At 70.0% G+C, this 13420-nt stretch carries 14 protein-coding genes; 13 read left to right on the top strand and 1 reads right to left on the bottom strand.

Features of this window, described 5'->3' with window-relative positions; genetic code table 11:
- Window positions 1-569 precede the first annotated feature (569 nt).
- Window positions 570-2120, top strand: coding sequence for a signal recognition particle protein (gene ffh, locus AV521_RS26215; protein WP_076091306.1), 1551 nt, complete (start codon window positions 570-572; stop codon window positions 2118-2120).
- 61 nt (window positions 2121-2181) lie between these two features.
- Window positions 2182-4122: an ATP-dependent zinc metalloprotease FtsH gene (ftsH, locus tag AV521_RS26220; protein ID WP_076091308.1), complete on the top strand. Its 1941-nt coding sequence runs from the start codon at window positions 2182-2184 to the stop codon at window positions 4120-4122.
- Window positions 4123-4221: 99 nt separating this feature from the next.
- Here ftsH and AV521_RS26225 read toward each other — a convergent pair whose 3' ends face one another.
- Complete coding sequence (locus AV521_RS26225; RefSeq protein WP_179023401.1) at window positions 4222-5142, bottom strand: class I SAM-dependent methyltransferase; 921 nt, start codon at window positions 5140-5142, stop codon at window positions 4222-4224.
- Window positions 5143-5664: 522 nt separating this feature from the next.
- On the opposite strand from AV521_RS26225, the gene AV521_RS26230 reads away from it, so the two are divergent.
- The 11 genes from AV521_RS26230 (at window position 5665) to AV521_RS26280 (ending at window position 13381) form a co-directional block, all read left to right on the top strand.
- Window positions 5665-6261: a hypothetical protein gene (locus tag AV521_RS26230; RefSeq protein ID WP_076091312.1), complete on the top strand. Its 597-nt coding sequence runs from the start codon at window positions 5665-5667 to the stop codon at window positions 6259-6261.
- A gap of 325 nt (window positions 6262-6586) precedes the next feature.
- Window positions 6587-7006, top strand: a complete 420-nt coding sequence (rpsP, locus tag AV521_RS26235; protein WP_076091314.1) for a 30S ribosomal protein S16 — start codon at window positions 6587-6589, stop codon at window positions 7004-7006.
- A gap of 5 nt (window positions 7007-7011) precedes the next feature.
- On the top strand, window positions 7012-7251 hold the full coding sequence (locus tag AV521_RS26240; protein WP_003973401.1) for an RNA-binding protein: 240 nt from the start codon (window positions 7012-7014) through the stop codon (window positions 7249-7251).
- A gap of 105 nt (window positions 7252-7356) precedes the next feature.
- Window positions 7357-7926 (top strand): ribosome maturation factor RimM, encoded by a 570-nt coding sequence (rimM, locus tag AV521_RS26245; RefSeq protein WP_076091316.1) that lies wholly within the window; start codon window positions 7357-7359, stop codon window positions 7924-7926.
- Entirely contained in the window at window positions 7923-8756 is an 834-nt protein-coding gene (trmD, locus tag AV521_RS26250; protein ID WP_076091318.1) for a tRNA (guanosine(37)-N1)-methyltransferase TrmD, read from the top strand. Before rimM ends, trmD begins: the two co-directional genes overlap by 4 nt.
- A gap of 135 nt (window positions 8757-8891) precedes the next feature.
- Window positions 8892-9242: a 50S ribosomal protein L19 gene (gene rplS / locus AV521_RS26255; protein ID WP_076091320.1), complete on the top strand. Its 351-nt coding sequence runs from the start codon at window positions 8892-8894 to the stop codon at window positions 9240-9242.
- Between the two features lie 47 nt (window positions 9243-9289).
- A complete protein-coding gene (lepB, locus tag AV521_RS26260) occupies window positions 9290-9985 on the top strand; it encodes a signal peptidase I (RefSeq protein WP_076091322.1) in 696 nt (231 codons plus the stop codon).
- A complete protein-coding gene (lepB, locus tag AV521_RS26265) occupies window positions 9978-11069 on the top strand; it encodes a signal peptidase I (protein ID WP_076091324.1) in 1092 nt (363 codons plus the stop codon). Before lepB (AV521_RS26260) ends, lepB (AV521_RS26265) begins: the two co-directional genes overlap by 8 nt.
- Window positions 10957-11934, top strand: coding sequence for a signal peptidase I (gene lepB / locus AV521_RS26270; protein ID WP_076091326.1), 978 nt, complete (start codon window positions 10957-10959; stop codon window positions 11932-11934). The genes lepB (AV521_RS26265) and lepB (AV521_RS26270) overlap by 113 nt, the downstream gene beginning before the upstream one ends.
- Window positions 11935-12081: 147 nt before the next feature.
- Window positions 12082-12867, top strand: coding sequence for a signal peptidase I (gene lepB / locus AV521_RS26275; RefSeq protein WP_076091328.1), 786 nt, complete (start codon window positions 12082-12084; stop codon window positions 12865-12867).
- Window positions 12857-13381: an NUDIX hydrolase gene (locus AV521_RS26280; RefSeq protein ID WP_076091330.1), complete on the top strand. Its 525-nt coding sequence runs from the start codon at window positions 12857-12859 to the stop codon at window positions 13379-13381. Before lepB (AV521_RS26275) ends, AV521_RS26280 begins: the two co-directional genes overlap by 11 nt.
- Window positions 13382-13420 lie beyond the last annotated feature (39 nt).

Raw genomic sequence — 13420 nt, forward strand, 5'->3', positions numbered from 1 at the left:
CTCCGGGGTGGCTCTCCGTAGTCGCGGAGGTGCTCCGGGGGCGGTTCTCCGGAGCCGTGGAGGTGCTCCGGGGCGGCTCTGCGTAGCCGCAGATGTGCTCTGGGGCGGTTCTCCGTAGTCGTGGAGGTGCCTCCGGGGTGGCTCTGCGTAGTCGTGGAGGTGCTCCGGGACGGCTCTGTGTAGCCGTGGAGGTGCTCCGGGGCGGTTCTCCGTAGCGGTGGAGGTGCTCCGAGACGTCTCTCCGCGGTCGCGGATGCGATCCAGGGCGTCTCTCCGCGGTCGCGGATGCGATCCAGGGTGGCTCTCCGCGGTCGCGGATGTGCTCCGGGGCGTCTCTCCGCGGTCGGGGATGTGCTCCGGGGTGGCTCTCCGCGGTCGCGGATGTGCTCCAGGAGGTCTTCCCGTGGCCGGTCCTGACGGCTTCGAGGCCGGTCCGCACGGCGCATGATCCCCGCCGCTGCGGGGGAGCCCCGCTCGCCGATCGCGACGGGCGGGGACTGTTGCCTTGCCGGGCCGGATACCCTGGAGGGCAGCCCAGACCATCTCCGACCCCGAGGACCGACGCCACCGTGTTCGATACCCTCTCCGACCGCCTCAGCGCGACTTTCAAAAACCTCCGCGGCAAGGGCAGGTTGTCCGAGGCGGACATCGACGCCACGGCGCGCGAGATCCGCATCGCGCTCCTCGAAGCGGACGTCGCCCTGCCTGTCGTCCGCACGTTCATCAAGAACATCAAGGAGAGGGCTCTCGGCGCCGAGGTCTCCAAGGCGCTGAACCCGGCCCAGCAGGTCCTGAAGATCGTCAACGACGAGCTGGTGACCATCCTCGGCGGCGAGACCCGGCGGCTGCGGTTCGCCAAGCAGCCGCCCACCGTGATCATGCTCGCGGGTCTGCAGGGTGCCGGTAAGACCACCCTCGCGGGCAAGCTCGGCCGCTGGCTGAAGGAGCAGGGCCACTCCCCGCTGCTGGTCGCCGCCGACCTCCAGCGCCCGAACGCCGTCAACCAGCTGAGCGTCGTCGCCGAGCGCGCGGGCGTGGCGGTGTTCGCACCGGAGCCGGGCAACGGTGTCGGCGACCCGGTCCAGGTCGCCAAGGACTCCATCGACCACGCGAAGACCAAGGTCCACGACATCGTGATCGTGGACACCGCCGGCCGTCTCGGTATCGACCAGGAGATGATGCAGCAGGCCGCGGACATCCGCGACGCCGTCTCCCCGGACGAGATCCTGTTCGTCGTCGACGCGATGATCGGTCAGGACGCCGTCAACACCGCCGAGGCCTTCCGCGACGGCGTCGGCTTCGACGGCGTGGTGCTCTCCAAGCTCGACGGTGACGCCCGCGGTGGTGCCGCCCTGTCGATCCGGCAGATCACCGGCAAGCCGATCATGTTCGCGTCGAACGGCGAGAAGCTGGACGACTTCGACGCCTTCCACCCGGACCGGATGGCCTCGCGCATCCTCGACCTGGGTGACCTGCTCACCCTGATCGAGCAGGCGGAGAAGACCTTCAGCCAGGAAGAGGCCGCCAAGATGGCCTCGAAGCTGGCGTCCAAGAAGGGCCAGGACTTCACCCTGGACGACTTCCTGGCCCAGATGGAGCAGGTCAGGAAGATGGGCAGCATCAGCAAGCTGCTCGGCATGCTTCCGGGCATGGGCCAGATCAAGGACCAGATCCAGAACATCGACGAGCGGGACGTCGACCGCACCGCCGCGATCATCAAGTCGATGACCCCGGGCGAGCGCCAGGACCCGACGATCATCAACGGTTCCCGCCGCGCCCGTATCGCCAAGGGTTCCGGCGTCGAGGTCAGCGCGGTGAAGAACCTGGTCGAGCGGTTCTTCGACGCCCGCAAGATGATGTCCCGCATGGCCCAGGGCGGCGGTATGCCCGGCATGCCGGGGATGCCGGGCATGGGCGGCGGCCCCGGCCGGACCAAGAAGCAGCCGAAGAAGGCCAAGGGCAAGCAGCGCTCCGGCAACCCGATGAAGCGCAAGCAGCAGGAGCTGGAGGAGGCCCAGCGCCGCGAGTCGGCCGGACAGGCCGGCGGCGCGTTCGGGCTGCCGCAGCAGGGCGGCCAGGACTTCGAGCTGCCGGACGAGTTCAAGAAGTTCATGGGCTGAGTTCGCCCCTGAGTTCACCGCTGGGCATGCCAGGGGTTGGTCACTGTCGTACGGTCCGGATATGACCAACCCCGCGCCGCCCCGTAAGTCGCCCGACCAGCCCTGGCGTACCGAGGGCGCTCCGGAGGAGCCGCCGAAGCCGCCGTCCGGCGGGCCGGGCATGCGGGGCGGCTGGTGGCGCCTGGTCCTCACCGCGCTGATCGTGTTCCTGATCGCGAACCTGGTGCTGTCGTACTTCGACCAGGAGACCGAGCCGACGATCGCGTACACCGAGTTCAGCAAGCAGGTGAACGACGGCAATGTCGCCAAGATCTACGCCAAGGGCGACTCGATCCAGGGCCAGCTGAGGAAGGAACAGAAGAACCCCGAGGGCGGCGGGAACTACACCAAGTTCAACACCGAGCGCCCGTCCTTCGCGAACGACAGCCTCTGGTCGAACCTGACCAAGCACAACGTCACGGTCACCGCCGAACCGGTCGTCCAGCACCGCAGTCTTCTCTCCAACCTGCTGATCTCGCTGGCGCCGATGCTGCTGCTGATCGCGGTGTGGGTCCTCATCGCGCGGCGGATGAGCGCGGGGCTCGGCGGTGCGGGCGGCATGCTGGGCCGCAAGGCGCCGCCGAAGCCGGTCGAGCTGGTGCCGGGGGAGAAGCGCACCACGTTCGAGGACGTGGCCGGCATCGACGAGGTCGAGGGCGAGCTGAACGACGTCGTCGACTTCCTGAAGAACCCCGACGCCTACCGCCGCATGGGCGCCAAGATGCCCCGCGGGGTACTGCTCGCGGGCCCGCCCGGCACCGGAAAGACACTGCTCGCGCGGGCGGTCGCCGGCGAGGCGGGCGTGCCGTTCTTCTCCGCGTCCGCGTCCGAGTTCATCGAGATGATCGTGGGCGTCGGCGCCTCGCGCGTCCGGGAACTGTTCGCGGAGGCCCGCAAGGTCGCGCCGTCGATCATCTTCATCGACGAGATCGACACCATCGGGCGGGCCCGCGGCGGCGGCGCGTCGATGGGCGGGCACGACGAACGCGAGCAGACCCTGAACCAGATCCTCACCGAGATGGACGGTTTCTCCGGTTCGGAGGGCGTCATCGTCATCGCGGCCACCAACCGCGCCGACATCCTCGACCTGGCCCTGACCCGCCCCGGGCGCTTCGACCGGGTGGTCCAGGTCTCGCCCCCGGACCGCGGCGGACGCGAGGCCATCCTGGAGATCCACACCCGTGACATCCCGCTGGCCCCGGACGTCGACCTCGCCCAGGTCGCCCGTACGACCCCGGGTATGACCGGCGCGGATCTGGCCAACCTCGCCAACGAGGCGGCCCTGCTCGCGGTGAAGCGGCAACAGGAACGGGTGCACCAGGCCGACATGTCCGACGCCCTGGAGAAGGTCCAGCTCGGCGCGGAACGGCCGCTGGTGATGCCCGAGGAGGAACGCCGGCGCACCGCCTACCACGAGAGCGGGCACGCCCTGCTGGGCATGCTCCAGCCGGGCGCCGACCCGGTACGCAAGATCACCATCGTGCCGCGCGGCCGCGCCCTCGGCGTCACCCTGTCCACGCCGGACGCGGACAAGTACGCGTACACCGAGGAGTATCTGCGCGGCCGGATCATCGGCGCGCTCGGCGGGATGGCGGCCGAGCACGTCGTCTACGACGTGATCACCACCGGCTCCGAGAGCGACCTGGAACAGGTCACCAACATCGCGCGCGGAATGGTGTCCCGCTGGGGCATGAGCGAGGAGGTCGGCCGCCTCTCCGCGCTCCCCAACGACGCCCAGCAGGCCTACGGCCTCGCCGCCGCCCCGCAGACCCTCGACGTGATCGACACCGAGATGCGGCGGATCGTGGACGAGTGCTACGACGAGGCGTGCCGCAAACTCCGCGACCATCGCGGCCAGTTGGATGCCCTGGCCGAGGCGCTGCTGGCGAACGAGACCCTGGAGGAGGCGGACGCGTACCGGATCGCCGGGATCACGCGCCTGACCAAGGACACCGAAGTCTGAGCGTGGGCTGCGTCCCCAAGGGGCGCGGGGAACTGCGCGGCCGGCCACGACGGTGCCGCAGACGAAGGACTCACCGAAGCACCCGCCTGCAGCGGAGCGCTACGGCACGCGCGCGATCAGGTACCGGAAGACGTTCGGCATCCACACGGTCCCGTCCGGCCGCCGGTGGGGATGCAGGGCCTCCGTCAGCTCCTTGTCGACCTGCTTGGCGTCGGTCGCCGCGATCGCCGCGTCGAACAGGCCGGTCGACAGCAGCCCGCGTACGGCACTGTCGACATCGGCGTACCCGAACGGGCAGGCCACCCGCCCCGAGCCGTCCGGCTTCAGCCCCGCCCGCTGGGCGACCTCCTCCAGGTCGTCCCGCCGGGCCGGCCGCCAACTGCGCGCGCTGCGCAAGGGATCGGCCAGTTTCGTCGCCACCCGCAGCACCGAGGAGGTGGCGCAGCGCTCCGGCGGACCCCAGCCGGCCAGCACCACGGCTGCCCCGCGTGCGGCCGCCGGCAGCGCGGCCGCCAGCAGCTCGCCGAGCCCCTCGGAGTCACCCGCGAGGCAGCCGATCGGCTCGAAGACGGTCACCAGGGTGTACGCGGCTGTCTCCGCGCCGGCCGCGGCACCGGGCGTGCTGTCGAGGAGCTGCACGGCAGCTGGCTCGCATGGGCGATTTCTTCCACCGCGCGGACCGTGTCCGCGTTGTCCGCCGGGGATGCCGCCGTTCGCCTCGCGCGGGGTGTCCGGCAGCAGGCGGTCGCGGGCGAGCGCGAGCCGTTCGGGTGAGGAGGCGTCGACCCCGGTGACCGCGGCGCCTCTGCCGGCCGCCAGCAGCAGCGCGAGCCCGGAGCCGCAGCGCAGGCCCAGCAGCCGGGTGGCGGGGCTCACTTCGAGTCGTTCGTAGACGGCTTCGTAGAGCGGCACCAGCATCCGCTCCTGGATCTCGGACCAGTCACGCGCGCGTGCGCACCGGTCCACGCGCGGTGCGGAATCCGCGTGAGACGCGTGCTGCCGCACGAGCGTAGGTGTCATAGGTAAGCGCCCCAATCCGCCGACAGTTCGCCGCTGTGCCCGGTTGCGTGGCCCCCGTGCCGTGCGCGCGCAGTTCCCACGTATGCCAGGTAACTCCCGGCTCGCGGCCCCGTCCAGGGGGCGTGGGGCCCCGCTTGGGGTGCGGGCCCCGGTGTGGCGAGATTTCACATCCCGGCAATCTGGATGGCCATACGGTGTCCGCTTCGGGGGAACGCGCCGGTGCAGGGCGGTTGGGTCGCACGCAGTAACGTCCCGCGCGTCCCGCACGCTGACCGAGGTGAGGCTCCGCGCCGAGAGCGACCGAAAGGGCTCTTGCGTACCCGCCGACCGCAGCCATGCCGGCTGTACTGGCGGGGTCGTAGCGCGGACTACGCACCGGCTTGGTACGAGCTGTGAGGCTTCTCCGCAGATCAGCGCACCCGCCCTCGTCCGGACGCATCAGCGGCAACTGACGGGTACGTGCAAATTATTTGGGATGCCCCGGAATAGGAACACAGCGGCACCCCCGCTCGTTGTCATTACGTGAGCACGACACAGACACCACCTGTTCTCGCCGCAGAGCTGGCGCAGGCGTGGGCCGATATTCAGCGGTACCACCCCGAGCTGCCGGACCTTGCCGCGCCAGAGTCCCTGATCGGGGAGTCGTCGTCCGCGTGCGGACACGAACTCTCCTTCGAGCGACTGCTCCATGAGGCAGTCCACGGCATCGCCGCCGCCCGTGGGATCCGCGACACCTCCCGCGCCGGCCGCTACCACAACCGCCGTTTCCTCGCGATCGCCGAGGAGCTGGGCCTCGACCACCCCGAGGAGCCGCACCCGAGCAGCGGCTTCTCCCTGGTCACGCTCAACCCCGAGGCCAAGCGGCGCTACCGCCCGACCATCGAGCGGCTCCAGCGCGCGCTGAAGGCGCACACGGCGGCCACCTCGTCGGACACCACCCGCACCTTCCGCGGTCCGGCCGCCCGGCACGGCTCCTCCGGCGGTGGCGTCCGCGTCAAGGCGGTCTGCGACTGCGGGCGCAACGTCCGCGTGGTCCCCTCGGTCCTGGCCCAGGCCCCGATCGTCTGCGGCGGCTGCGGCAAGCCGTTCAGAATTCCGGAGGTCGCGGGAGCGGCGTAACACGGGACGGACCACAGAACACCGGCATCTCGTGGGTGCCGGGTAGTGGCCGACCCAACGCAGCGGTACCTCGTTGCGCCGAGCAGCGCACCCGACGCACGGTCACCTCCGCGCCGGGTGCGCACTCAGGCGTGCCCAGCCACAGCTCACGCCCCCTCGGCCAAAAGCGACCCGCAGGGTGTGGCACAATGGCTAGCTGTACTCGACAGCCGCACAGGACCCCTCTCTCCTCCGGCTGACGCGTCCATCGGGCACTCGGGTACCGCAACCCCACGCGGCAATCTCGCCGTGCCCAACCACGTCAAAACCAGGAGAACCCACTCCCGTGGCAGTCAAGATCAAGCTGAAGCGTCTGGGCAAGATCCGTTCGCCTCACTACCGCATCGTCGTCGCCGACTCCCGTACCCGCCGTGACGGCCGGGCCATCGAGGAGATCGGCAAGTACCACCCGACCTACAACCCGTCGGTCATGGAGGTGGACGCCGAGCGTGTGGCGTACTGGCTGGGTGTCGGCGCGCAGCCGACCGAGCCCGTTCTCGCCATCCTGAAGAAGACCGGCGACTGGCAGAAGTTCAAGGGCGAGCCGGCTCCCGCGCCGCTGCTCGTCGCCGAGCCGAAGCCTGCTCGTCCGTCGTTCGAGGCTCTCGGCGGTGACGACGAGGGCAAGGGTGAGGCCATCACCCAGAAGAAGAAGGCTGAGAAGAAGGACGAGGCTGCGGCTGAGTCCGAGTCGACCGAGGCCTGAGCAGCATGCTCGAAGAGGCGCTTGAGCACCTCGTGAAGGGCATCGTCGACAACCCTGACGATGTGCAGGTCGCCTCGCGCAACCTGCGCCGCGGGCGCGTGCTGGAGGTCCGGGTCCACCCCGACGACCTCGGCAAGGTGATCGGCCGCAACGGCCGTACCGCGCGCGCTCTGCGCACCGTCGTGGGCGCCATCGGCGGTCGCGGTGTCCGCGTCGACCTCGTCGACGTGGACCACGTCCGCTGACGCTTCATCGCAACCGGCTCGGGCCGGGGAGGGCCACTGGGCCGTCCCCGGCCCGAGCCGTATCAGCAGGATGCGTGAGCAGGAGATGACAGGAGAATTGGACACGTGCAGCTGGTAGTCGCACGGATCGGCCGCGCCCATGGCATCAAGGGCGAGGTCACCGTCGAGGTACGTACCGACGAGCCCGAGCTGAGGCTCGCCCCGGGCGCCGTCCTGGCCACCGACCCGGCCTCCGCCGGGCCGCTCACCATCGCCACCGGCCGCGTCCACAGCGGCCGCCTGCTCCTGCGCTTCGAGGGCGTCAGCGACCGCAACGGCGCCGAGGCCCTGCGCAACACCCTGCTGATCGCCGAGATCGACCCCGAGGAACTGCCCGAGGGCGAGGACGAGTACTACGACCACCAGCTCATCGACCTCGACGTGGTCACCGAGGACGGGGTGGAGGTCGGCCGGATCACCGAGATCTCGCACCTGCCCTCCCAGGATCTGTTCATCGTGGAGCGCCCGGACGGGACCGAGGTCATGATCCCGTTCGTCGAGGAGATCGTCACCGAGATCGACCTGGAGGAGCAGAGGGCCGTCATCACGCCCCCGCCGGGCCTGATCGACGACCGCGCCGAGATCGCCTCCCCCAGGGAGGAGACCGGGGGAGAGCCCGGGGAAGACAGCGCATGAGGCTCGACGTCGTCACGATCTTCCCCGAGTACCTGGAGCCCCTGAACGTCTCCCTGGTCGGCAAGGCACGCGCGCGTGGGCAGCTGAACGTCCAGGTGCACGACCTGCGCGCGTGGACGTACGACCGGCACAACACGGTCGACGACACGCCGTACGGCGGGGGCCCCGGCATGGTCATGAAGACCGAGCCCTGGGGCGACGCCCTGGACACGGTCCTCGCCGACGGCTACGAGACCGGCGCCCAGGCCCCCGCGATCATCGTCCCCACCCCCAGCGGCCGCCCCTTCACCCAGGAACTCGCCGTCGAACTCTCCGGGCGCCCCTGGCTGATCTTCACGCCGGCCCGCTACGAGGGCATCGACCGGCGTGTCATGGACGAGTACGCGACCCGCATACCGGTGTACGAGGTGTCCATCGGCGACTACGTCCTCGCCGGTGGCGAGGCGGCCGTACTCGTCATCACGGAGGCCGTCGCGCGGCTGCTGCCCGGCGTCCTCGGCAACGCCGAGTCCCACCGCGACGACTCCTTCGCGCCCGGCGCGATGGCGAGCCTCCTGGAGGGCCCCGTCTACACCAAGCCGCCCGTCTGGCGCGGCCGGGACATCCCGGACGTGCTGCTCAGCGGCCACCACGGCAGGATCGCCCGCTGGCGCCGCGACGAGGCCCTCAGGCGTACGACCGCCCACCGCCCCGACCTGATCGAGCGCTGCGACCCCGAGGCCTTCGACAAGAAGGACCGCGAGATGCTCTCCATCCTGGGCTGGGAACCGGACCCGGCGGGGGAGCCGTACGGCCGATTTTGGCGGCGGGCCGAGGGCGTGGAAGAATAGACCGCTGTTGTGCGTCCGTCCGGCGTGCGCCCCTGCCACAGGGGGACACGACGTCCGCCCCGACCCGCACACGGCTTCGTGCAAACACCTAGTTGCCGTTGATGACCTGTGGCATCAGCGAAGAAAGCAGACGAAATGTCTCACCTGCTCGACTCCGTCGACGCCGCGTCGCTGCGCAGCGACATCCCGGCCTTCCGCCCGGGTGACACCGTCAACGTCCACGTCCGCGTCATCGAGGGCAACCGCTCCCGTGTGCAGCAGTTCAAGGGCGTTGTGATCCGCCGTCAGGGCTCCGGTGTCCGCGAGACCTTCACGGTCCGCAAGGTCTCGTTCTCCGTCGGCGTCGAGCGCACCTTCCCGGTGCACACCCCGATCGTCGAGAAGATCGAGCTGGTCACCCGTGGTGACGTGCGTCGCGCCAAGCTGTACTACCTCCGTGACCTGCGCGGCAAGGCCGCGAAGATCAAGGAGAAGCGCGAGAACTGAGCGCTCTGAACGGGGTCTACAGCGAGGCGGGATAGCATCTCGCCCCGATGGACACCGAAGCACAGCCGACGGAACGCGACCGCTCCTCCCACCCGGATTCCCCGGGGCCGGAGGAACGGTCGCGTTTCGCGTTGACGGAGCGCATCGCCGACTGGCTGCCGGGCGGCCGGATCGTCCTCACCCTCTTCGTCTGCCTGGTGTTTTTGCTGGTCCTCAACACTTTCGTGGTGCAACCGTTCCAGATTCCGAGCGGATCCATGGAACAGGGTTTGAGGATCGGGGACCGCGTTCTCGTAAATAAGTTGGCGTACCGTTTCGGTGCTCAGCCACGGCGCGGAGACGTGGTCGTGTTCGACGGCACCGGGTATTTCGGGGCCGCCGACTACGTCAAACGCGTTGTCGGGGTGGGGGGAGACCACGTGGTCTGCTGCGACAAGAAGGGAAGGATCGAGGTGAACGGCCGCGCCGTCGACGAGTCGGCGTTCCTCTATCCCGGGGACACCGCCTCGAGCGTGCCCTTCGACGTCGCCGTGCCCGCCGGCCGTCTCTTCGTCCTCGGCGACCACCGCAGCGACTCCAGCGACTCCCGGGACCATCTCGGCTCCCCCGGTGGCGGCATGATCCCGGTCGGCGACGTCATCGGCCGCGCCGACTGGATCCTGTGGCCCTCGGCCCACTGGAAGCACCTCACGCGGCCCTCCGCCTACGCGCGCGTGCCGGCCCCGGAGCGTGCCCATGGGTAACCGCGGCAAGCCGCGCGGGCTGCCCAGCAGCCCCGCAGAGAATCTGCTGCCCACCGGATCGCGCCGCACCTCCGCGCCCGGCGGCGGCCGTACGCGCGCGGAGCGGCGGAAGCTCCAGCGCAAGGTCAAACGCAAGCGCCGACGTTCAGCCGTTCGGGAGATCCCTCTTCTGGTCGGTGTCGCCGTCCTGATAGCGCTGGTCCTGAAGACCTTTCTCGTCCAGGCGTTCGTGATCCCGTCCGGCTCGATGGAGCAGACGATCCGGATCGGCGACCGCGTCCTGGTCGACAAGCTCACCCCGTGGTTCGGCACCAAGCCGCAGCGCGGGGACGTCGTCGTCTTCCACGACCCGGGCGGCTGGCTGGCCGACGAGCAGACGGCCAAGAAGCACGACCCGGTCGTCGTCAAGCAGGTCAAGGAAGGCCTCACCTTCATCGGCCTGCTGCCGTCCGACAATGAGAAAGACCTGATCAAGCGGGTGATCGGCGTCGGCGGCGACCACGTCAAGTGCTGTGACGCGCAGGGCCGGCTCACCGTCAACGGCGCACCGCTCACCGAGGGTGATTACATCTATCCGGGGGACGCCCCGTCCGCCCAGTCCTTCGACATCACCGTCCCCAAGGGCCGGCTGTGGGTGATGGGCGACCACCGGGGCAACTCCGCGGACTCCCGTTTCCACCAGAACACGCCCTACGGCGGCACGGTCTCCGAGGAGTCCGTCGTCGGCCGGGCGGTCGCCATCGGCTGGCCGGTCGGCCACTGGACCCGTCTGCAGGAACCTAAAACCTTCGCAAGCGTGGTGAACTCCGTGTCGGGTGTGACCGCCGGTCCCCGGCTGTCGCATAGGGTTGCCCCCGAGAATCCGAACGGACTGACCCGACTCCCGACCCCTGCGGAACTCCCGCTCGTTATGGGAGTAGTGGGCCTGCACCGTATGCGGGGCAGGCGGCGGCGCACAGTAAGGAGTTGGCGTGGGGGATGTGGCGGTTGGCGCACGGTCGGGGCACGACGGCGAGGAGCACCGCGGGCACCCCGTGGAAGCGAACGCCCCCGTGCCGGACGGTGCCATGACCTCAGGGAATGACCCGGTGGGCGACCAGGACGGGCTCGGCCAGGAGCAGCAGCCGCCGGGCGGGGCCGCGGGCGAGTCGGCCGGACGGCCGAAGAAGCAGCCGCGCTCCTTCTGGAAGGAGCTGCCGATCCTCGTCGTGATCGCGCTGGTCCTTGCGCTGCTGATCAAGACGTTCCTGGTGCAGGCGTTCTCGATCCCGTCCGCCTCGATGCAGAACACCCTTCAGGTGGGTGACCGCGTCCTGGTCGACAAGCTCACCCCGTGGTTCGGCTCCGAGCCCGAGCGCGGCGAGGTCGTGGTCTTCCACGACCCGGACGACTGGCTGGCGGGCGAGCCGGCGCCGACCCCGAATGCCATCCAGAACGTCCTCAGCTGGATCGGCCTGATGCCGTCCGCCAATGAGAAGGACCTGATCAAGCGCGTGATCGGTGTCGGCGGAGACACCGTCCAGTGCAAGGGCACCGGCCCGCTGCTGGTCAACGGCAAGGCGCTGAACGAGCCGTACGTCTACCCCGGCAACACGCCGTGCACCGATGACGACCTGGGCGGCCAGTTCAAGGTGAAGGTCCCCCAGGGCTACATCTGGGTGATGGGCGACCACCGCCAGAACTCCCGTGACTCCCGCTACAACCAGTCCGACAAGAACCACGGCATGGTCCCCGTCGACAAGGTCGTCGGCCGCGCCATCGTCAAGGCCTGGCCGATCAACCGCTGGGGCACCCTTCCGATCCCGGACACCTTCGACCAGCCCGGCATGTCCCAGCAGTCCTCGGCCTCCGCAGCCTTGACGGTTGCCCCGCAGGGAGTCGCCATCGCGGCGGTGCTGCCGGTGGCGGTGTGGAGGCGCCGCAGGGCGGTGAAGACGGAGCGCGGCTAGACAAGCAGCAGGAGGTTGCCCCGGGGCGAGGAGTGCCCCGGGGCGGAGCCTCTGGCGGGTCCGGGGGCGGAGCCCCAGGAGGGTCGACCAGCGGAGTCGGGCAGGTGGGTGGGCAAGCCCAGGTACCGCCGGGTAGGGTCCGGGGCCATGGGTGGCGAGAGCACGACGCGTACGGCCCCGCACAACGGCGGGACAGGCACGGCACAGCCCGGCGGGAGCCGGCTCGGACAGCGACTGTCCGGAGTGGCCGTGGCCCTGGGTCTGGTGCTGTTCCTCGGCGGGTTCGCCTGGGCGGCGGTCAGCTACCGGCCGTACACCGTGCCCACCAGCTCCATGACGCCCACCATCGACGCCGGCGACCGGGTGCTGGCGCAGAAGGTCGACAGCGGCGAGATACGGCGCGGTGACGTCGTCGTCTTCGAGGACACCAGCTGGGTCAGCAACTCCAAGGTGGTCAAGCGTGTCGTAGCGGTCGGCGGCGACACCGTCTCCTGCTGCACGAACGGCAAGCTGACCGTCAACGGCAAGCAGATCGACGAGCCCTATCTGCCCAAGGGCAGCCTGGCCGAGGTCCAGAACTTCCCGACGGTGACCGTCCCCAAGGGCCGCCTGTTCCTGCTCGGTGACGAGCGCCAGGGATCCCTGGACTCCACGGCCCACCTCACCGACGCGGCCAAGGGCACGGTCTCCAGCGGCGCCGTGACCGCCCGGGTGGACGCCGTCATATGGCCCTGGAAGGGCTCGCTCAAGCGCCCCACCGGCTTCGAGGCCCTCGGCGCCCTCTCGCAGCCCGGCCCGCTGGGCACGATCGAGCTGCTGATCGTCGCCGGCGCCGTCCTGGTCCTGGCGGGCGGTGCCTACGGCCCGATCGCCGGCCGTCTGGGCCGCTCCCGCGCCCGTGAGGCCCGTCCGGAGGCGGCCGGTGTCCGCTGAGGCCACGCGGACCGGCGAGGAGTCGTACGAGGGCGGTCTGCGCAAGGTGGCCCGGGTGGTCCTCCTCGACGCCGAGGACCGCATCCTGCTGCTGCACGGCCATGAGCCGGACGATCCGGCCGACGACTGGTGGTTCACCCCGGGCGGCGGTCTGGAGGGCGCCGAGACACGTGCGGAGGCCGCGCTCAGGGAGCTGGCCGAGGAGACCGGCATCACCGACGTCGTACTGGGCCCCGTGCTGTGGCGGCGCATGTGTTCCTTTCCGTTCGCGGGCCGTCGATGGGACCAGGACGAGTGGTACTACCTGGCCCGTACGACGCAGACCACCACCGCGGCCACGGGGCTGACGGAGCTGGAGCGGCGCAGCGTCGCCGGAGCGCGTTGGTGGACGTGTCAGGAACTGACCCGGGCACATGAGACGGTGTATCCGACCAGACTCGCCGAGCTGCTGCGCACGCTGCTCGACGAAGGTCCCCCGGCCAGTCCTGTGACCCTCGACCCGGAAATCGTCTAGCAACCCGGAAATCGTCTGAGGGTCCGTCGGACTGGCGCA

Origin of the sequence: Streptomyces sp. IMTB 2501 (assembly GCF_001953885.1) — a bacterium.
Taxonomy (GTDB): Bacteria; Actinomycetota; Actinomycetes; order Streptomycetales; family Streptomycetaceae; genus Streptomyces.